Origin of the sequence: Kitasatospora sp. NPDC001603 (assembly GCF_040298365.1) — a bacterium.
Classification (GTDB): Bacteria; Actinomycetota; Actinomycetes; order Streptomycetales; family Streptomycetaceae; genus Kitasatospora.
In genome coordinates this window covers 17,860-35,771 of record NZ_JBEPAA010000023.1, presented here as the reverse complement: position 1 = coordinate 35,771, position 17,912 = coordinate 17,860, and the positions used below count along the sequence as shown (strand labels likewise).

The following is a 17,912-nucleotide window of genomic DNA, read 5'->3' as shown; positions in this document are numbered from 1 at the left end:
GGCGTCAGACCGTCACCCGCAGCGTCCGCACGCTGTTGCTGATGAACGACCCGATCGGCTCCGGCGCGGGCCCCTCGGCCAGGGCGATCCCCGGGAAGCGGTCGAACAGGTACCGCAGCGCGGTCTCCGCCTCCATCCGGGCGAGTCCGGAGCCGAGGCAGAAGTGCGGGCCGTGGCCGAGCGACAGATGCCGGTTCGGCTGCCGGGTGATGTCGAAGCGGTCGGCGTCCGGGTAGTGCGCGGCGTCCCGGCCGGCGGACGCGTAGGAGGCGAGCAGCGCCTCGCCGCGCCGGATCACCACGTCGCCCACCGGGATGTCCTCGGTCGCGTACCGCAGCGGGAACTGCCCGACCGGCGAGTCGTACCGCAGCGTCTCCTCGACCACCGCGGACCACGGCTGCTCCCCGTCGAGCACCAGCCGCAGCTGCTCGGGGTGCGAGAGCAGGGCGCGGACGGCGTTGGTGATCAGGTTGAGGGTGGTCTCGTGCCCGGCCACCAGCATCAGCAGCAGCGTGCCGACGAGCTCCTGCTCGCTGAGCCGGTCCCCGGACTCGCGGGCGGCGATCAGGTCGGTGGTCAGGTCGTCGCCGGGTTCGGCGCGCTTGGCCTCGACCACGGAGGCGAGCAGCGCCTGGAGCCCCCGCTGGGCGGCGATCGCGGCGGCCGGGGTGGCGGAGCTGGAGACCAGGGTGTCGGAGAGCTCGTGCAGTTCGTCCTGCTGCTTGGGCGGCAGGCCCAGCAGTTCGCCGATGACCTGCATCGGCAGCGGGTAGGCGAAGTGCTCGCGCAGGTCGAACGGGCCCTCCAGCCCGGCGAGGTCGTCGAGCAGCGCCCGTGTGCGGGACTCGATGGCGGGCCGCAGTTCGGCGACCCGGCGCGGCGTGAAGGCCTGGGTGACCAGGCCGCGCAGCCGCCGGTGGTCCTCGCCGTCCACGGTGATCATGCCCGGCACGGTGACGAAGTTCAGCAGCGGCCAGCCCTCGGGCAGCCGGCCCTCGGTGAAGGCCGTCCAGAGCTGCGGGTTCTTGCCCACCCGGGGGTCGGCGAGCAGCTCCTGGAGGGTGTCGTGCCGGGCTATCGCCCAGACCACCACCCCGCCAGGGAGTTCCACCAGGACCGCCGGGCCGGCCTCCCGGAGCCGGGCGTTCTCTCCGTGCTGGTCCCGTCCGAAGGGGTCGAGCCGGATGGGCTCGGGTCGGTGGCCGGGTCGGTCGAGCTCAGGGGCGGCGGTGTCCATGACGGCCTCTCGGGGGCTGGCGGGCGGGGTGGGGTGAAGGCGCTGTAGAGCACCGGCAGGCTGACCAGGGCGCGTGACCAGGGCGACCGGCGCCAGGCCAACTCGCTCGGTGGTACGGCCAGTTGGAGATCAGGAAGGCGGTGCAGCAGGGTCTCGACGGCGGTCTCGACGATGATCCGGGCCGGGTGCTGGGCCGGGCAGACGTGCTTGCCGGCGCCCCAGGCCAGGTGCGCCCGGTTGCCGCCGAGCGAGCCGTGCGCGGCGGCCGAGGCGCCCTGGGCGGCCGGGTCGGCGTTGGCCGCGGCCAGGCCGAGCACGAGCATGTCGCCGGCGCTGATGTACTGGCCGCCGAGGACGGTGTCGCCGGTCGCCCACCGGCCGGGGAAGTTCTGCGTCGGCGGGTCGCGCCAGAGCACCTCCTCCAGCGCGTCGGAGACGGTGAGCCGGCCGCCGGTGAGGGTGGCCCGGAACCGGCGGTCGGTGAGCAGCAGCCGCAGGGTGTTGCCGGTCCAGTTGATGGTGGTCTCGTTGCCCGCGACCATCATCACCACCAGGTGGTGCACCGCCTCCTCGTCGCTGAGCGCGGCCGGGTGGGCCAGCAGCCAGGAGGTGAGGTCGGCCCCAGGCGTGGCGCGGCGGCGCCGGACGAGGTCGACCAGGATCGCCTGGAACTCCGCGCTGGCGCGCACGGAGTCCTTGCTGCTGTCGACGAAGTGGCTGATCAGGCCGATCAGATGCGGTCCGGCCTCGGCGGGCAGTCCGATCAGCTGGGTGAAGACCAGCAGCGGCAGCCGACGGGCGTACTGCGCGATCAGGTCGGCGGTGCCGTCCGGGCCCCAGCTGTCGATCAGGGCGTCGGCGGCGGCCTCGGTGGTCTCGCGCAGCTGGCGGTGGTCGATCTCGGCCAGCGTGTCGGCGACGGCGGCGCGCAGCCGCTGGTGCTCGGCGCCGTCCAGGTTGAGCAGGGTGGGACGCCAGGCGGTCATCGGCAGCAGCCGGGAGTCGGCGGCCAGCCGGCCCTCGGCGGGGACCCTCCAGCGGCGCGAGTCCTTGGAGAACAGCGCCTCGTTGCGGGTGAGTTCGAGCAGTTCGGGGTAGCCGAGCACGAGCCAGGCCTCGACCCCCGGCTCCAGCTCGATCGGTGCGACCGGGCCGTACTGGGCCCGCAGCCGGGCGTACAGGCCGTGCGGGTCGTCGGCGACGGCGGCGCCGTACAGCCGGGGCAGCGGCACCCCGGCGGGCAGGGTCCCGGTGGCGTGCGCCGGGCAGCCGGGGGGTGCGGACAGCTGCCCGGCGGACGGCGGAACGGCCGTGCCCGGGTCGGGGGTCGTCATCGCTGGAGCTCCAGTACGGCGGTGGAGTGCAGATGGTCGACGAAGTCGATCAGCAGGTCGTACGCGGCCCGGCGGTCCCGGGCGTCGCAGTACAGGATCGGTACGTCGGGCAGCAGGTCGAGGGCGGAGCGCAGCTCCTCCTCGGGGTAACTCGGGGTGTCCGGGAAGGTGTTGACGGCGACCGCGAACGGGATCCGCTGCTCCTCCAGCCGGCCGAGCACGTCGAAGCTCTCGTCCGGGCGGCGCAGGTCGACCATCGCGATGGCGCCGAGCGCGCCGCGCGACAGGTCGTCCCAGAGCGGCCAGAACCGCTGCTGCCCGGGGGTGCCGAAGAGGTAGAGGGCGAGCCGGGGATTGAGCGTGATCCGGCCGAAGTCCAGCGCGACCGTGGTGGTGGTCTTGCCCGGCCGCCCGGTGAGGTCGTCGATGCCGCTGCTGGCGGCCGTCATGGTCTCCTCGGTGCGCAGCGGCGTGATCTCGCTCAGTGCGCCGACCAGGGTGGTCTTGCCGACCCCGAACGGGCCGGTGACCAGGATCTTCACGGCGCCCTGGACGGACGGCGGCAGGTACTGGGGCTCCGGCGCCGAGGGCTCGGCGGTGCGCGGGTCAGCGGAGTTGGCGGAGGCCAACGAGCACCTCTTCCAGGAGGGTTGCGGGCAGGCGTTCGGCCTGCGGGACGGGCGGGAGCACCTGGACGGCGCCGAGGTCCCAGAGGTCGCCGACCAGCACCTTGACGACGCCGAGCGGCAGCCCGAGGTAGGCGGCCACCTCGGCGACCGACAGCAGGCTGCGGCAGAGGTCCAGGATGCGCTGGTGCTCGCGGTTGAGCAGGGCGTCCTCGGGGAGGTCGGGCCGGTCGGGTAAGGCGCTGACCAGGCTCTCGACGGCGAGCGCGGACCGGGTGGACCGGCTGCGGCCGCCGGTGATCACATAGGGCCGGACCGGCCCGTTCACCGCCGGCCCCCCGCCGCGTGATCGACGCGCGGCGGGCTGGTGAGGTGGCTGCCGATCCGCTCGACGAGGACCTGCATCTGGTAGGCGACCAGGCCGGCGTCGACCGCCTCGCCGGTCACCACGGCCAGGTGGGCCCCGGCCCCGGCGGCGACCACGAAGAGGTAGCCGCCGCCGTACTCGATGACGATCTGGCGGGTGGCGCTGCCGTGGCCGCCGAAGCCCTGGGCGACGCCGCGGGCCAGCGACTGCAGGCCCGAGCAGGCGGCGGCGAGCCGCTCGGCGTCCTCGCGCAGGATGCCCGCGCTGCGGCCGATCTCCAGGCCGTCGTTGGACACCACGACGGCGTGCTGGACCTCGGGGACGGAGATGATGTCGGCGAGCAGCCAGCCGAGATCAGGGGTGGTGGTCATGGAACTCTCCGAAGCGCTGGGGGAGCTGGGGGGAAGCGGGCAGGGAACGGTGGGGCTGGGCCTGCGTCCGGGCGGCCGACCGGCCGTCGGCGGTGCCGGCCTGGAACATCGCCATGAACGCCCGGGCATCCTGCGCCGACCGGTAGGGCGGGGCGGGCGCCGGCGGGGGAGCGGCCGGCGAGGCGTGGCGGTTGGAGCGGTCGCGCCGGTGGCTCCGGCGGGGCAGCGGCGGCGGAGCGGCGGGGCCGGCCGGCGGGGTCTCCACCAGGGGGTGTGCGGTGGTCCGCGGATGTCCGCCCGGGTAGGGGGAGGCCGGGTTCCGGTGGGGGTCGGCCGGGAACGCCGGGTCGTCGGGGCCGAGGCCCGGGACGGTCGGCGGGAGCGGCTCGGTGAGCAGCGCGTTCGGCAGCAGCACCACGACCCGGACCCCGCCGTACGGGGAGGGCGCCGAACTGAGGGTGACCCGGAACCCGTACTGCTCGGCGAGCCGGCCGACCGCGGCCAGGCCCAGCTGCGGCACCTCGCCGAGGCGGGACACCTCCAGCGAGGTGCCGCCGGCCAGCGCGGAGGCCGCCTTGGCGACGGCCGGCTCGGGCATCCCGACGCCGCCGTCGTCGATCTCGACGACGGCGCCGTTGTGGACGGGCATCAGCGTGACGAACACCTGGGTGCTGGGCGGTGAGTAGCGGGTGGCGTTGTCCAGCAGCTCGGCCACGGCGTGGATGAGCGCCTCGGCGGCGGCGCCGACCACGGCGGTCTCGATCCGGCTGCGGACCACCACCCGCTGGAAGGGCAGGATGCGCGACTGGGCACCGCGCACCACGTCCTCCAGCGAGACCGGTTCGGGCCAGTGCCGCCCGGCCCGGGCGCCGCACAGGACGGCCAGGGTCTGGGCGAGGCGGGCCTGTTGGGCGGCGGCGTGGTCGGCCTTGAGCAGGCCCTCCAGCAGCGCCGGGTCGTCGTGGGTGCGCTCCATCTCGTCGAGCAGGGCCTGCTGGTCGTGGGCCATCACGAGGATCCGGCGGGCCACGCTGAGGAAGGCCCGCTGGGTGGAGGCGTTGAGTTCCTGCTCCTGTTGGACGGCCGCCAGTTCGCTGCCCCGGCGGGCGAGTTCGACGGCGAGCTGGTCCTGGAGGCGGGCGTTCTCGCGCTGCTGCCGGTCGGCCCGGCGGCGCTGGGTGACGGAGACGGCGCGGTAGCGGGCGGCGGCCACGAGGGCGAGGGCGGCGAGAACGCCGGTTGCCGTTGCACACCACTGAGTCATCGTCACGCCGCGAATTCTAGGGTGATGATCCTACGAAGGTGTGAACGGATCTCGCCAAGTGACCGGATCTCGTCAATATCCCGTCCATACGACGTCAATCCGACCTGCTTCCGGCCCGGCCGCGCCCCGCCCGGGGCCGCTCCCCCGGCGCCGCCGGAGGCTCACTGAACCGGCGAACTCCGGTGCAGCAACAGCAGAGCGACGTCGTCCGGCCGGGAGCGGCGCTCGGTCACGTTGAGGGTGAGCAGGTCGGCGAGGCGCTCCAGGGCGGCGGCCGGGCCGAGGCGGACCGGACCGGCCTGCCGGGCCCACAGCTCCAGCCCGCCGAGCATCCGCTGCACCGACTCGTCGTAGTCCTCCTCGCGGTCCTCGACCAGGCCGTCCGTGTAGACCAGCAGCGTCTCGCCGACCGCCAGGTGCCCGACCGTCAGGTGGTACGGCTGCCCCGGGTCCACGCCCAGCGGCGGGCCGCCCGGTAGGTCCAGCTCGACGGCCGCGGCGTCCGGCGCGATCCGGACCGGCGAGGGGTGACCGGCCCGGGCCGCCCGGACCGTCCCGTCGGCGGGGTCGAGGGTGAGGTAGAGGCAGGTGGCGAAGAGGTCGGTGTCGAGTTCGGACAGCAGCCGGCTGGTCCGGGCCAGGGTGGCGGCCGGGTCGTGGCCGTCGGTGGCGTACGCGCGCAGACCGCTGCGCAGCTGGCCCATCACGGCGGTGGCCTCGGCGTTGTGGCCCTGGACGTCGCCGATCACCAGGCCGATCCGGCCGTCCGGCAGCCGCAGCAGGTCGTACCAGTCGCCGCCGATCTGCATGCCCTCGGTGCTGGGCAGGTAGCGCGCGGCGCTGGCGATCCCGGGCAGCCGGGGCAGGGTGCGCGGCAGCATGGCGCGCTGCAGTTCGGTGGCCCGGTGGTGGTGGGTGTCGTAGAGCCGGGCGCGCTCCAGGGACTGCGCCAGGATGCCGGCGAAGGCGGAGTAGAGGGTTCGGTCCTCGCGGCCGAAGACCCGTTCGGTGGAGAAGGTGATCAGGCAGGAGCCGACCTGCCGCCCGGAGGCGACCAGTGGCAGCACCGCCCAGGACGCCGGGGTCAGTGGCCCGCCGCCGCCCGGCCGGGTGGTGGCGGGCTCGCTGAACAGCGGGGCGGAGCGGGCCAGCGAGTGCTGCATCACGCCCTCGGAGAGGTCGGCCAGCCGGGTCAGCTCGGTCCGGCGCGGGCCGCCGTACACGGTGTGCGAGACGGGCAGCAGCCGGCCCTCGTCGACCAGGTCGAGCACGATGCTGGCGGCGCCGAAGGCCGGCCGGGCGACGTCGGTCACCGCGGTGGTCACGTCCCGGACGGTGACCGCGCGGGACAGCGCGCGGGTGAGCGCCAGCAGCAGCGCCGAGCGGGCGCCGGCCGCCGGGGCGCCGCCGCCCGCTCCGCCGCCGGCCGCCTCCTCCGCGGGGGCGCCCGCGCGGTCCCGGTCGGCCAGCAGCCCGGCGACCCGGACCGGCCGGCGGTGCACGTCCAGCATCACCTCGCCGGTCTCCTCGATCCGGATCACACCGCCGTCGCGGCGCGGCACCCGGTACTCGATCCGGTACGGGCCGCCGGTGGCGAGCGCCTCGGCGAGGGCGGCCTGGACGTCCGGGAGGTCCTCGGGGTGGACCAGCCCGTCCAGGTCGGGTGCGGTGGGCGGGCCGCCGGGCGGCACGGGGCGGTCGACCAGCCGGTAGGCGGTGGCGTCCCAGAAGGTCTCGCCGGTCACCAGATCGCGCTCGAAGGCGCCGTGCCCGGCGGACCGGACGGCGAGCGAGAGCATCGGGTGGGCCAGTGCGGCGGCCCGCCCGTCCGTACCGGCCTCGCCGCCGGGCCCCGGGTGGGCCGTCCCGGCCGGGCGGGCCCCCGCCCGCGCGCTGTCGAGCAGATGGGCGAGCCGGTGGGCGCAGGCGTCGCCGAGCGTCTCCAGCACGTCCAGATCGCGGCGGGGGACGGTGCCCCGGTGGGCGAGGGCGAGGGCGAGCACGCCGATCGGCCGTTCGTCGACGATCATCGGCAGGGCGATCAGCGCGACCATTCCGGTGCCCATGCCGGCATTGCGGTGGGGATAGTCGACGCTGGTGCGCTCCGGACTGAGCAGGTACGGGCGGCGCAGTCGCAGGGCCATCGCGGCGGGCAGCTCGCTCGCCGGATCGATGACGCCGTAGCGCTCGTGGACCCAGTCGGGCAGGCCGTGCGAGGCGGTGAGCCGGAGCATTCCGGCGCTGTCCAGCAGGTAGAGCGCGGAGCCCTCACCGGTGATCCAGCCCGGGCCCTCGGCGAGCACGGTCCCGAGGAGTTCGGCGGCGGTGGTGCAGCCGAGCAGTAACCGGACACAGCGCATCGCGCTGCGCGCGGTGGGGCTGCTGCGCGGGGCCCGGCTCTCGTCCTCGGAGGGGGGAAGCCACGGTGAGGTCAGGTCCATGGGGTTTCCCGGCCTTTCCGTCGCCTTGTCGGGCACCCAATTCTTCATACCTCATTTCCGATGCCGGTGAAGGGTGACCCGGACGGCGCACCGGTGCCGGGGTGCGGACGCCGGGCGTGCCCTGCCCGGCCGCTCCGACCGGGTGGTCCGCCGTGGTCCGGCCGGCCCGCCGCGCGGGGTGCGCCGGGTGCGGCGCCCGGCCGGGCGAACTCACGGAGCCCGGGCGCGCGGTGGGGGCGGGGTTCAGGCCCCGGGCCAGTTCCGGAGGCCGCCGGTGAGGAGGGTGATCAGGCGGTCCTGGGTGTCGGAGAGGTTCTCGGCGAGCTGGAACCCGCCGCCGATCGACAGCGAGGCGAAGCCGTGGGCGACCGAGCGGACGGTCCGGGCGGCGTGGACGGCCTCGGAGCCCTCCAGCCCGTAGCCGCGGAGCACCGCGAGGATCACCGCGACCAGCCGGCCGCCCGCCCTGGCCAGGTCGTCGTCCGGCTGCGGGGCCTGCGGCAGCGCGGCGTACCGGTGCGGGTACTCGGTGGCGTAGCCGTGGTAGGCCCGCAGGACGGCGGCGACGGCGTCGTCCCCGCCGCGGCCGACGGCGGCCTCGGCGAGCCGGTCGGCGAGTTCCTCGGTGACCCGGACGGCGATCAGCCGGCGCAGCTCGGCGAGTCCGCCGGTGACGTGCTTGTACAGCGAGGGGGTGGCCACCTGGGCCCGTCCGGCGACGGCGGCCAGGGTGAGGGCCTCGGGGCCCTGTTCGTCGATGAGGGCGAGGGCGTGGTCGACGACCTGCTCGGGGGTCAGTCCGACTCGGGGCATGGTGCGGTCTCCGTGGGCGAGGTAGCGGGCGGGCTCAGGCCGGCGCGGCGAGGTAGCGGGCGGGCTCGGGCCGGCTCGGCGAGGAAGGGGCGGGCTCAGGCCGGCGCGGCGAGGTAGCGGGCGGGCTCGGGCCGGCTCGGCGAGGAAGGGGCGGGCTCGGGCCGGCTCGGCGAGGAAGGGGCGGGCTCAGGCCAGCTCGGCGAGGAAGGGCAGCAGGGCGTCGGCGGTGGCCTGCGGCCGGTCGGCCATCGGGTAGTGCCCGGAGCCCTCGATCATCACCTTGCGGCCGTTCAGCGCGGTGGCCTGCCGGTCGGCGACCAGCTCGGGGTCGGGGAAGTCGGGGTCCTTGGTGCCCATCAGGACCAGCGCCGGGCAGCTCACGGCGGCGGTCCAGCCGTTCGGCGCGGAGTCCCCGCGCACGTAGCCCCGGGTGGCCTGCTTGCGGCCCGGCGTGCGCATCGCGGCGACCAGTCCGTCCACGTAGGCGTCGAAGTCGGCCGGCTTGGGACCGGGGTACGCCATCTTGCGGTGGTAGAGGCCCCAGAACGCGGGCGAGTGCACCAGCAGGACGCCCATCACGCCGAACATCGCGCGCTGCAGCGCGTTCGGCGGCGGGTTCTCGACGAAGGCGTCCACCAGGACGATCCCGGCCACCCGCTCCGGCGCGTCCCCGGCCACCTTGACCACCGTCGCACCGGCGTAGGAGTTGCCGACCAGCGTGGCGCGGTCGATGCCGAGGTGGTCCAGCAGGGCGAGGACGTCGGTGGCGATCGCGGCCGGCGTGTAGTCGTCCCAGGCGATCGAGGACTCGCCGAACCCGCGCAGGTCTAGGGTGATCACCCGGTGGCCCGCGGCCACCAGCAGCGGGCGCAGGTGCCGGTACGCGGCACGGCTGTCGAGCATCCCGGGGAGCAGGACGAGGGGGGCGCCGTCGCCCTGCTCGGTGTCGTCGAAGGCCAGCCGGCCGCCGGGGAGGTCGAGGTACTGGGTGCTGGGGGTGAAGGTGCCGGGCATGGGGGCCTCCTCGGTCCGCGGGGACGGGCTGTCGGCGTTGCGCCGATAGCCATAAAGCTAAGGCTAATAGCCTTAGCCGTCAAGCCCTCGACCCGGCCGGACCCCGGGGTGGCCCCGGTGCCGCGGCTCAGACCCCCTCCACCTTGAACGGGTCGTGCTCGGCGAGCAGCTTCTCCAGCCGCGCCTGGTCCACCCGGGTGACGATCTCGTTGGTCTCCTGCCGGTCCCGGATCACCTTGGCCAGGGTGAAGGCGGAGGTGACGGTGTAGAGCAGGCCGACCGCGAGGAAGGCGCGGGTCCAGCCGCCGACCGGCAGATAGGCGATGCCGACGGCGAGGGCGCTGCCGGAGAGGGCGAAGGAGAGGACGGCCTGGAGGTGGTACGCGGCCGTGGTGCGTGACTGCATCGGTGCGTTCATGGCGCCAGGATGGCCGCGCCGGGAGCGCCGCACATGAGTAGGAGTACTCAAGTGGGGGGCCGTTCGTTGACGTCCCCTCACGTTCGGTAGTGTCAGGTGCCGTCGATCCGCCCAAATCGCCCATCAGGTCACGTACCGTCCGGGTAGTATCCGGCTGTCCCGAACGGACGGCTTGGAATCAGAGGCTCCTAGGATTAACGTTTGATAACGCAGCGCGGTTCGTAACGCCGTACCCAGACGGCACCGTGCGCCGTCGCCTAATCCCGCCGGCCGGCCTCCGGGCAGGCCAGGGAGCCGGGGAACCATGTTCCTTGGGGTGAATCGGCCGGGCCCAGGCCCAGCCGTAGGAGACCTTCCTGCTCCGAACCCGTCAGCTAACCCGGTAGGCGCGAAGGAAGGAAAGGAGCGCGCCTCCGTGGCGTCGTCGCACTCTCCGGCACACCTGCCCGGCTCCCCCGCCGGCACCCAGCTGCTCGACCACCCCTGGCCGCCCGCCCACCCGGGCGAGTTCGGCGGGTCCGGCGTCGAGACCGGGCCGCAGGCCCCCGACAGCAACCGGCACCGGATGCCCCGTCAGACCCGCGGCACCGCCCCGCTGCTCGGCGTCACCGCCGTGGCCGCCACCCTCGGTGCGACCGGCTTCGCCTCCGCCACCCCGGCCGCCGCCCCCGCCGTCGAGGTCCCGGACGAGACCCCGGTCGCGCTCGCCGCGGACCCGGGCCTCGCGCTCGCCGCCCGGATCCAGCAGCAGGCGGACAGCCAGCGCACCGCCGCCGAGGAGGGCGCCCGCCTGCAGGCCGCCAAGGAGGCCGAGGTCAAGCGCGCGGCCCAGCAGCAGGAGGCCAAGCGGGCCGCGGAGGAGGCCGAGAAGGCCAAGCTCGCCGCCATCGAGCTGCCGGTGCGCGACTACCACCTCTCGGCCCACTACGGCCAGAGCGCCTCCTACTGGGCCCACCTGCACACCGGCCTGGACTTCGCCGCCGACACCGGCACCCCGGTCTACGCGGTCGGCCAGGGCACCATCACCTCGGCCGGCTGGGCCGGGTCGTACGGCTACCGGATCGTCGAGACGCTGCCCGACGGCACCGAGATCTGGTACTGCCACCTCTCCTCGATCATCAAGGGCTCCGGCAAGGTCGTCCCCGGCCAGCAGCTCGGCAAGGTGGGGGCCACCGGCAACGTCACCGGCCCGCACCTGCACCTGGAGGTCCGCCCCGGCGGCGGTGCCCCGGTCGACCCGGAGAGCTGGTTCGAGCAGCGCGGCGTGACGCCCTGACCGGCGTCGCCTTCTGACAGCCCGCCGCGGTGCCCCGGTCGTCGTCACGACGGCCGGGGCACCGTCGCGTCTCAGGCCCCGGCGGCCGCGCCGGCCCCGCCCGGCCGGTCGGCGGACCCGTGCCCGTGCCCGTCCCCGGGCGCGTAGCCGTACTCGTCCCCGGGCTCGTCGTCCCCGTACTCCCCGGCGTCCTCCGCCTCGCCGGGTGCCCCGGGCAGCTGCGCCAGGTACGCGTCGATCTCCTCCTGGCCCGGCTCCGGGGCCAGCTCCGGGAACTCCTCCACCAGCAGCCGCGGCAGCCCCGGCACCGTCCACTCGCCGAAGAGGTCCAGCGCGGCCTCGACGGCGGCCTCCTCGAACGCCCCGAAGTCCCCGGCCAGCTCGTCGGGCATCGGCCGGCCCTGCGCGGTGAGCTCCTCCAGGTTGCGGTAGCTGCGCCGCATCAGCCCCTGCTCCAGCAGCCGCCGGGCACCGTCGGTGGCCATCCCGACGCTGAGCGGCCGGGCGCCGTCCCAGCCCCCGTCGTCCACCGGGTCCAGCGCGCCCGTCGCCTCCAGCCGCTCGTAGGCGGCCGCCCGGTCCTCCGGCGCCAGCTCCCGGAACGCCTCCAGCCAGGCCCGGACCGCCGCCCCGTCGGCCGGGTCCACCCCGTCCGCCCGCAGCAGCAGCGTGTACAGCCGGGGCCAGGTCACCAGGTCGGCGCGGCGCAGCAGCCCGGCGGCCACCTCGCCCTGCCACTCGGCCTCCGCGTGCAGCCGCTCCTGCCGCTTGGCGTTCAGCCGCTTCGCCGCCCGCTGGTGGTCGATCAGCAGCCGCACCGCGGCGCCGTACGCCAGCGGGTCCTGCTCCGGCTCGGGCTGGACGTACAGGTAGAGCCGCTCGTACAGCAGTTGTTCCACGGCGTCCGAGGTCAGCTCCGGCCAGCCGTCACGCATCCTGCCCTCACCCAGCTCCAGCAGCGCCAGCACCGCCCGCACCGGCGCCTCGGCCACCGGCGGGTGGCCGTGCGCCTGCGCCCAGGCGAGCAGTTCGGCGGCTTTGGTGCGCGGGGCGAGCCGCAGGTCTTCTTCTTCCATGTCACGTAAGGTAACCGGAAAGCCCGGGTAGGGTCGGCAGGCATGGTCCCCGTCCGACTCACCGGCCCCCGCCTGGCCATCCGCGAGTTCCACCACAGCGCCGCCGACGTCGACGCCCTGTACGCGGTGTTCGGCGACCGGGAGGCCACCCGCTACCTCCCGTTCGAGCCGCGTGACCGCGAGGACTGCGCCGACCAGATCGAGCAGTACCTGGAGGAGGCGCAGCAGGACGAGCGGACGGTCTACCGGCTGGCCGTCATCCGCCGCGCCGACGCGGACGCCCCGTCCCGCGCCGTCCCGATCGGGAACGCCGCCCTCACGCTCGGCGGCCACCGCAGCGCCGACCTCGGCTACGCGCTGCGCCCGGACACCTGGGGCAACGGCTACGCGGGCGAGATCACCGGGCTGCTCTGCGACTTCGCCTTCGGCCCGCTCGGGCTGCACCGGCTGGTCGCCCGGGTGGACGTGGAGAACACGGCCTCGGTCCGGGTGCTCATCCGGGCCGGCTTCCGCCTGGAGGGCCGGATCCGGCACGACGTGCACCTGCGCGGCGGCTGGCGCGACTCCTTCCAGTACTCGCTGCTCGCCCACGAGTGGCCCCGGGTGGGGGGTTAACCCCCGGCCCGCTTCGCGGGGGAGCCGGATGTCCGCCCGGCCCGGCCTTTGACAGGGTTGTGACGTCAGCCCGGCACGCCACCGAGAAGGACCCGACGGCCATGAGCAGCAGCCTCAGCACGCAGCGCAGCGAGTACGACCGCGACGACGCGGTACGGCGCACCGAGGAGCCGCCGTACGCCTGGCGGGCGCCGTTCTCGTCCTACTACTACCGGGAGCTCGGCTTCACCCTCACCGCGGTGCCGGTGGCCCTCGCCGGGTTCGCCTTCGCCGTCACGCTGTTCACCTTCGGTGTCGGCACTCTCGTCACCGTGCTCGGCATGCCGGTGCTGGCCGCTCTGACCGCCGGGGCCCGGGGTTTCGGCCGGCTGGAGCGGGCCCGGGTCCGCGGCATGCTGGCGCTGGACGTGCCCGGCCCGAAGCCGGTCCGGGCGCGCCGGCCGGGCAGCTGGGGCGCGATCACCGCGCGGCTGGTGGACGCGGCGGGCTGGAAGGCCGTGCTCTACCAGGTGGTGATGCTCCCGTGGGCGCTCTTCAGCTTCGTGATGTCGCTGACGTTCCTGCTGGTCGGCTGGACGCTGGCGCTCTACCCGCTCTACCACTGGGTCTACCCGAAGTACGTCGGCTGGCGGGGCTTCCGGGTGTTCGACTACTACGACGGCAACGGCGTCGAGCACGTCTACTACGTCGAGGGGCCGCTGCAGATCGCCGGGCTCTCGCTGCTGGGCTTCGTGTTCGTCTTCCTGACCCCGCAGCTGGTGCGCGGCCTGACCAACGTCAACCGGCTCGCCGCGCGGGCTCTGCTCGGCCGCTGACCGGTCCACCCGCCGCCCCACCGCCCGGCCCCACCAGCCCCACCGGCCCCGCCCCGCCCCGGACGCTCCGGGGTGCGGGCGGGGCCGGCCCGTGGTCCGATGACCGCATGGCCGCCCCGACCGACCTCGCCGCCGACGTCCCGGTCACCTCCCGCCCGCTGGACGAGTACTGCGCGCTGTTCGACCTGACCCGGGCCGGGCTCGCGGCCCTCCCAGGGCCGGTCCTCGACTGCCCGGGCGGCGCCGCCGGGCTCGCCGCCGAGGCACGCGAGCTGGGCTGCCGGGTGATCGCCACCGATCCCGCGTACGCCTGGCCGGCCCCCGAGCTCGCGGCCCGCGCGCTGGCCGCCCGCGCCGCCATGGCGGCCGCTATGGCCGCCCGCCCCGAGCTGTACCCGGCGTCCCACCACCACCCGGCCGACCGCTACCTGCGCAGCTGGGACCGGGCCCGCCGGCTGTTCGCCGCGGACGCCGCCGCCCACCCGCAGCGGTACGTGGCCGCCGCGCTGCCCCGGCTGCCGTTCGCGGACGACACCTTCGCGCTCACCCTCAGCGGGTTCCTGCTGTTCGTCTACCCCGAACTCTTCGGCCCCGAGCAGCAGTTGGCCGCGCTGACCGAGCTGGTCCGGGTGACCGCCCCCGGCGGCGAGGTCCGGGTCCACCCGCTGAACGACGCCGCGGGCCGGCGCTGCCGGCACCTCGACGGGCTGCGCCGCGCGCTGGGCGAGCGCCGGATCGCCAGCGAGGTCCGCCCGCTCCCGGCCGGTGCGGGGCGCCTCGGCCGGGTCCTCGTCCTGCGGGCCGCCGACCGCCGGCGCCGGGGCGGCTAGCCCGGCTGCCGCTCCGGCCGGTCGGTCTCGGGCGGGCGGGCCGGCTGCCCGGCCGGCTGCCCGGCCGGACCGGTCTGCTGCGGGAGGGTGACCTGCGGGGGGAGCGGAGCCGGTGACTCCAGCCGGGAGAGGATCTTCTCCGCCAGCCAGCTCCGGTCGGAGCCGTACGGGATGCCGTCCGGCGCCACCAGCCGGCCGGCCACCGCGTCCCGCAGCCGCTGCGCCTGTGCGGCCGGCAGCCAGGAGAGCAGGCCCCGGGCGGCCAGCAGCGCGTGGTACTGCTCGAAGCCGGAGCGCGGGTGCTCGATCGCCTCCAGCACGCTGGTCAGGTCGGCCAGCGCGGGATCGCCCTGCATCAGGGCGAGCGCCTGGATCCGCCGGTCGTCGGCGCCGTCCGCGAACAGCTCCCGGACCCGGTCCGCGGTGAGCGCCGAGCGCCGGGCCGTCGACCGGACCTCGGCCATCACGCTCTCCGGCCCGGTCGTCGCGTTCGACGGCAGCAGGCGGGCCGGGTCGTCCGCCCGGCCGGTGCTGCCGCCCAGCAGGCCCAGGTGCTGCATCGCGCGGACCCGCAGGTCGTCCGCGCCCACCTTGTCGCCCCGGAGGTCGCGGTCCTGGCCGGCCAGGAAGAGGTCGAGCGCCTGGTCGGCGCCGGAGAGCACCCGGGGCAGGGCGAGCCGCGTCACCAGCCAGCCGGTCAGGAAGCCGAGAACGAGGAAGTAGAGGACCAGCGCGGCCGCGAAGGGGGCCGCGCCCTCGCCGCCGCCCAGGGCGGGGGCCAGCGCCGCGCCGAGCTGGTGCAGCCGCTCGCCGAGCGAGCCGAGCTGGGTCAGGCCGACGCCGAGCAGCACCTTGGTCAGCCAGTCGGAGACCTGCTCCAGATTGGTGTTCGGGGCGTAGGAGCCGTGCGGCTCACCGGCCGGGCCGCCGCGCGCCCGGGGCACGCCGAACAGGAAGCCGAGCGCGCCGCCGAGCACCGCCGAGGCCCCGGTCACCACCAGCCCGCCGCCCAGCGCCTGCCAGCTGTGCGCCCGGTCGAGGGAGAACAGCACCAGGCCGAGCGCCCCCACCCCCACCAGCGCTCCGGCCGCTCCCCGTTGTGCCGTTCGCAGGGCCGTCGTGCCCCCGGTCCGCCGCGTCCTCGCCATCGCCTACCCCCTGTGGCCGCCCCGCTCCGCTCCGGAACCCGCGCCGACTCTAGCGTCGGAGCGGTGGGAGGCAAACGCCCCGGGCCGCCGTCCGGGCCGATCGGTGCCGGAACAGCAGACAGCCCGTGGGCTGCTCCTCGCTGCAGCGAGGCACCGGGGATGTTCCGGTGAGCCCACGGGCCGGGTGACTGCTTGGAATTCGCCTGCCGGAGGCACGGGGCCTCGTCCTGCGCAGGCAGGGGCGGCTCTAGCGAGCAGCCACCTCACGCATCCTGATGGAACTCAATTCAGGATCACCTCCCTTCAGTGTGCAGCCAGCTTAGGCAGCTCCTCGGAATGGGGGCAACGGATTTATTCGCGGCCGCCGCACCGGTTCCCGGGCGGCTCCGGGACGGCTTCCGAACCGGGCCGGGAGTGGCGGGGAGCCGGGGTGACGGGGCCCCGGGAGCGGGTCCGGGCCCCGGACGTGCGAGAGGCCCGGAGGAAGAATCCTCCGGGCCTCTGTGCTACTGAGTAGCGGGGACAGGATTTGAACCTGCGACCTCTGGGTTATGAGCCCAGCGAGCTACCGAGCTGCTCCACCCCGCGTCGGTGAACGCAACCCTACGGGGAAGTCGCCCGGATGGGAAATCAGTTCGTCGCCGGACCGCGGCGGGCGCCCGGGTCCGGGTCCCGGGCGTGCGAGAGGCCCGGAGGACGAATCCTCCGGGCCTCTGTGCTACTGAGTAGCGGGGACAGGATTTGAACCTGCGACCTCTGGGTTATGAGCCCAGCGAGCTACCGAGCTGCTCCACCCCGCGTCGGTGAACGCAACCCTACGGGGAAGTCGCCCGGATGGGAAATCAGTTCGTCACCGGACCGCGGCGGGCGCCCGGGCACGGCGGGCGGCGTGCCGCGCCGTCCTGCTCCTGGCCCAGGCGGCGAAGCAGACCAGGGCGGCGAAGCACGGCACCATCAGCACCGCGTACACCAGCAGGAAGCCGTGCGTGCCGAGGTCGGCGGCGGCGTTCCAGGTGCCGTGCAGGACCATCGACAGCAGCAGTCCGGCCGGGGCGGCGATCCTGGCCAGCCGGCGCCGGCCGGTGGTGAGGGTGATGGCCAGGCCGAGCCCGGTCAGCGCGGTGAACAGCGGATGGGCGAAGGGCGAGAGCAGCCCGCGCAGGACGAAGGTCTGCACCGTGCTGTCGAAGTCCCGCAGGCTGGGCGACTCCCCGAGGCCGATGCTGTCCAGCCGCTGCTGCTGGTCGTCGGTGAAGGCCCGCCCCAGGTAGAGCGCGTTCTCGGTGAAGGCGAAGCCGCAGGCGGTGATCCCGCCGAGGACGACCCCGGCCGCCAGGGTGCGCGGGCGGGCCCGGGCGCGCGGGCGGTCGGGCGTCGGCGGGTAGGGCCGCAGGTAGGGCAGCGGGCGCAGGTAGGGGCGCGGCCGCGGCCGGCCCCGGGCGTGCGGCAGGGCGGGTCCGCGGCCGTGGCCGAGGGGCAGGCCGGGGCCGGGCGGCCGGCGCAGCACGCTCGCGCAGGGGCGGTCGGTGCGGTGGCCGTGGCACCGGATCCGGGTGCCCAGCGGCAGCAGCAGGAGGAGCAGGGCGGCGCCCTTGGCGCTCTCCTCGATCACCGGGGTGACCAGGTCGGCGCCCAGCACCTCGCCCAGACTGCCCTGGTGGGCCGTGAGGTAGGTGCTGGTCCAGCCGTTGGCGAGGATCGCGACGGTGGTCGCCGCGAAGGCGCCCCAGCCCAGGCAGAACACGATGTGGCGCAGCGGCACCCGGGCGGTCTGGTTGAGCCAGGCGAGGCCGCCGAGCACGAAGGGCAGCGGGACGAGCGCCAGGCCGAGCCCGACCAGCAGCCCGGTGGTCCCGGTCTGGCGGCGGACCAGCTGGAGGATCAGCACGCCGCAGCCGGCCAGCGCCAGGACGGCGGTGGCGGTGACCGAGGAGAGCACGACCGAGCGGGCGGGGCGCGGCCCCGGTCCGGCGGCGGCCGGCGGGGCGGCGGTGGGCCAGGGCGTGAGCCGGTGGCCCCGGCGCGTCCTGGGCCCCGGGATGGCGCGGGTGCCGGCGGTGCGCGTGGGCATCTCTCGGTCGCCGACGGCCCGGGCGGTGGCCCGGTAGCCGCCGGACGGGCTGCTCACCCGGCACAGGGTAGGCCACGGCACCGGCCCGCCGGGAGGACTCGGGACGAATCCACCCCTGCGGGCCGGGCGGTCGGGGCCGGGCGGCCGGGGCCGGCGATGAGGCCGGGCAGCCGGGCCGAGTGGTCAGCCCGGCGGC

General features: G+C 75.3%; 17 protein-coding genes, 2 tRNA genes and 1 riboswitch. Of the genes, 4 read left to right on the top strand and 15 right to left on the bottom strand.

Going from position 1 to position 17,912, the window contains the following annotated elements; genetic code table 11:
• Positions 1-4: 4 nt before the first annotated feature.
• The 10 genes from ABT263_RS16855 to ABT263_RS16810 all read right to left on the bottom strand — a co-directional run bounded on the left by ABT263_RS16855 (position 5) and on the right by ABT263_RS16810 (position 9,885).
• Complete coding sequence (locus ABT263_RS16855; RefSeq protein ID WP_329489050.1) at positions 5-1,111, bottom strand: cytochrome P450 family protein; 1,107 nt, start codon at positions 1,109-1,111, stop codon at positions 5-7.
• On the bottom strand, positions 1,075-2,571 hold the full coding sequence (locus ABT263_RS16850; protein ID WP_352291174.1) for a cytochrome P450: 1,497 nt from the start codon (positions 2,569-2,571) through the stop codon (positions 1,075-1,077). Before ABT263_RS16850 ends, ABT263_RS16855 begins: the two co-directional genes overlap by 37 nt.
• The gene (locus ABT263_RS16845) at positions 2,568-3,200 is read right to left on the bottom strand and encodes a GTP-binding protein (protein ID WP_329489052.1); all 633 of its coding nucleotides are present in this window, start codon (positions 3,198-3,200) and stop codon (positions 2,568-2,570) included. Before ABT263_RS16845 ends, ABT263_RS16850 begins: the two co-directional genes overlap by 4 nt.
• Positions 3,178-3,525, bottom strand: a complete 348-nt coding sequence (locus tag ABT263_RS16840) for a DUF742 domain-containing protein (RefSeq protein ID WP_352291173.1) — start codon at positions 3,523-3,525, stop codon at positions 3,178-3,180. Before ABT263_RS16840 ends, ABT263_RS16845 begins: the two co-directional genes overlap by 23 nt.
• Positions 3,522-3,935: a roadblock/LC7 domain-containing protein gene (locus ABT263_RS16835; protein WP_329489055.1), complete on the bottom strand. Its 414-nt coding sequence runs from the start codon at positions 3,933-3,935 to the stop codon at positions 3,522-3,524. The genes ABT263_RS16840 and ABT263_RS16835 overlap by 4 nt, the downstream gene beginning before the upstream one ends.
• Positions 3,919-5,199: a sensor histidine kinase gene (locus ABT263_RS16830; protein ID WP_329492194.1), complete on the bottom strand. Its 1,281-nt coding sequence runs from the start codon at positions 5,197-5,199 to the stop codon at positions 3,919-3,921. The genes ABT263_RS16835 and ABT263_RS16830 overlap by 17 nt, the downstream gene beginning before the upstream one ends.
• Before the next feature lie 161 nt (positions 5,200-5,360).
• The gene (locus tag ABT263_RS16825) at positions 5,361-7,640 is read right to left on the bottom strand and encodes a SpoIIE family protein phosphatase (protein WP_352291172.1); all 2,280 of its coding nucleotides are present in this window, start codon (positions 7,638-7,640) and stop codon (positions 5,361-5,363) included.
• A 243-nt stretch (positions 7,641-7,883) separates the two neighbouring features.
• Positions 7,884-8,453 (bottom strand): TetR/AcrR family transcriptional regulator, encoded by a 570-nt coding sequence (locus tag ABT263_RS16820; protein ID WP_352291171.1) that lies wholly within the window; start codon positions 8,451-8,453, stop codon positions 7,884-7,886.
• A 186-nt stretch (positions 8,454-8,639) separates the two neighbouring features.
• On the bottom strand, positions 8,640-9,467 hold the full coding sequence (locus tag ABT263_RS16815; protein WP_352291170.1) for an alpha/beta fold hydrolase: 828 nt from the start codon (positions 9,465-9,467) through the stop codon (positions 8,640-8,642).
• A 127-nt stretch (positions 9,468-9,594) separates the two neighbouring features.
• Complete coding sequence (locus tag ABT263_RS16810) at positions 9,595-9,885, bottom strand: YiaA/YiaB family inner membrane protein (RefSeq protein WP_352291169.1); 291 nt, start codon at positions 9,883-9,885, stop codon at positions 9,595-9,597.
• A 244-nt stretch (positions 9,886-10,129) separates the two neighbouring features.
• A riboswitch (cyclic di-AMP (ydaO/yuaA leader) is annotated at positions 10,130-10,288 on the top strand.
• A 12-nt stretch (positions 10,289-10,300) separates the two neighbouring features.
• On the opposite strand from ABT263_RS16810, the gene ABT263_RS16805 reads away from it, so the two are divergent.
• Positions 10,301-11,161, top strand: coding sequence for a M23 family metallopeptidase (locus ABT263_RS16805; RefSeq protein WP_329489060.1), 861 nt, complete (start codon positions 10,301-10,303; stop codon positions 11,159-11,161).
• A 71-nt stretch (positions 11,162-11,232) separates the two neighbouring features.
• Here the strand turns inward: ABT263_RS16805 and ABT263_RS16800 are convergent, their stop codons facing one another.
• Positions 11,233-12,237, bottom strand: a complete 1,005-nt coding sequence (locus ABT263_RS16800; protein ID WP_352291168.1) for a hypothetical protein — start codon at positions 12,235-12,237, stop codon at positions 11,233-11,235.
• Between the two features lie 42 nt (positions 12,238-12,279).
• Between ABT263_RS16800 and ABT263_RS16795 the strand changes: the two genes are divergently transcribed.
• The 3 genes from ABT263_RS16795 to ABT263_RS16785 all read left to right on the top strand — a co-directional run bounded on the left by ABT263_RS16795 (position 12,280) and on the right by ABT263_RS16785 (position 14,497).
• Entirely contained in the window at positions 12,280-12,852 is a 573-nt protein-coding gene (locus tag ABT263_RS16795) for a GNAT family N-acetyltransferase (RefSeq protein WP_352291167.1), read from the top strand.
• A gap of 101 nt (positions 12,853-12,953) precedes the next feature.
• A complete protein-coding gene (locus ABT263_RS16790) occupies positions 12,954-13,667 on the top strand; it encodes a sensor domain-containing protein (protein WP_352291166.1) in 714 nt (237 codons plus the stop codon).
• Positions 13,668-13,774: 107 nt separating this feature from the next.
• Positions 13,775-14,497 (top strand): class I SAM-dependent methyltransferase, encoded by a 723-nt coding sequence (locus ABT263_RS16785; RefSeq protein WP_352291165.1) that lies wholly within the window; start codon positions 13,775-13,777, stop codon positions 14,495-14,497.
• Here ABT263_RS16785 and ABT263_RS16780 read toward each other — a convergent pair.
• From ABT263_RS16780 to ABT263_RS16765, 4 genes are all read right to left on the bottom strand, one after another.
• The gene (locus ABT263_RS16780; protein ID WP_352291164.1) at positions 14,494-15,573 is read right to left on the bottom strand and encodes a hypothetical protein; all 1,080 of its coding nucleotides are present in this window, start codon (positions 15,571-15,573) and stop codon (positions 14,494-14,496) included. The genes ABT263_RS16785 and ABT263_RS16780 overlap by 4 nt on opposite strands.
• Positions 15,574-16,159: 586 nt before the next feature.
• Positions 16,160-16,233 (bottom strand) — tRNA-Met (locus tag ABT263_RS16775).
• A gap of 138 nt (positions 16,234-16,371) precedes the next feature.
• Positions 16,372-16,445, bottom strand: a tRNA-Met gene (locus tag ABT263_RS16770).
• A gap of 50 nt (positions 16,446-16,495) precedes the next feature.
• The gene (locus ABT263_RS16765) at positions 16,496-17,773 is read right to left on the bottom strand and encodes a PrsW family intramembrane metalloprotease (protein ID WP_352291163.1); all 1,278 of its coding nucleotides are present in this window, start codon (positions 17,771-17,773) and stop codon (positions 16,496-16,498) included.
• Positions 17,774-17,912: the final 139 nt, after the last annotated feature.

What these genes read in the sequence shown, in the direction of transcription:
- ABT263_RS16850 (WP_352291174.1), bottom strand. Translation starts at nt 2,571, where the DNA reads ATGACGACCCCCGACCCGGGCACGGCCGTTCCGCCGTCCGCCGGGCAG.
- ABT263_RS16835 (WP_329489055.1), bottom strand. Translation starts at nt 3,935, where the DNA reads ATGACCACCACCCCTGATCTCGGCTGGCTGCTCGCCGACATCATCTCC.
- ABT263_RS16830 (WP_329492194.1), bottom strand. Translation starts at nt 5,199, where the DNA reads ATGACTCAGTGGTGTGCAACGGCAACCGGCGTTCTCGCCGCCCTCGCC.
- ABT263_RS16825 (WP_352291172.1), bottom strand. Translation starts at nt 7,640, where the DNA reads ATGGACCTGACCTCACCGTGGCTTCCCCCCTCCGAGGACGAGAGCCGG.
- ABT263_RS16820 (WP_352291171.1), bottom strand. Translation starts at nt 8,453, where the DNA reads ATGCCCCGAGTCGGACTGACCCCCGAGCAGGTCGTCGACCACGCCCTC.
- ABT263_RS16815 (WP_352291170.1), bottom strand. Translation starts at nt 9,467, where the DNA reads ATGCCCGGCACCTTCACCCCCAGCACCCAGTACCTCGACCTCCCCGGC.
- ABT263_RS16810 (WP_352291169.1), bottom strand. Translation starts at nt 9,885, where the DNA reads ATGAACGCACCGATGCAGTCACGCACCACGGCCGCGTACCACCTCCAG.
- ABT263_RS16800 (WP_352291168.1), bottom strand. Translation starts at nt 12,237, where the DNA reads ATGGAAGAAGAAGACCTGCGGCTCGCCCCGCGCACCAAAGCCGCCGAA.
- ABT263_RS16795 (WP_352291167.1), top strand. Translation starts at nt 12,280, where the DNA reads ATGGTCCCCGTCCGACTCACCGGCCCCCGCCTGGCCATCCGCGAGTTC.
- ABT263_RS16790 (WP_352291166.1), top strand. Translation starts at nt 12,954, where the DNA reads ATGAGCAGCAGCCTCAGCACGCAGCGCAGCGAGTACGACCGCGACGAC.
- ABT263_RS16785 (WP_352291165.1), top strand. Translation starts at nt 13,775, where the DNA reads ATGGCCGCCCCGACCGACCTCGCCGCCGACGTCCCGGTCACCTCCCGC.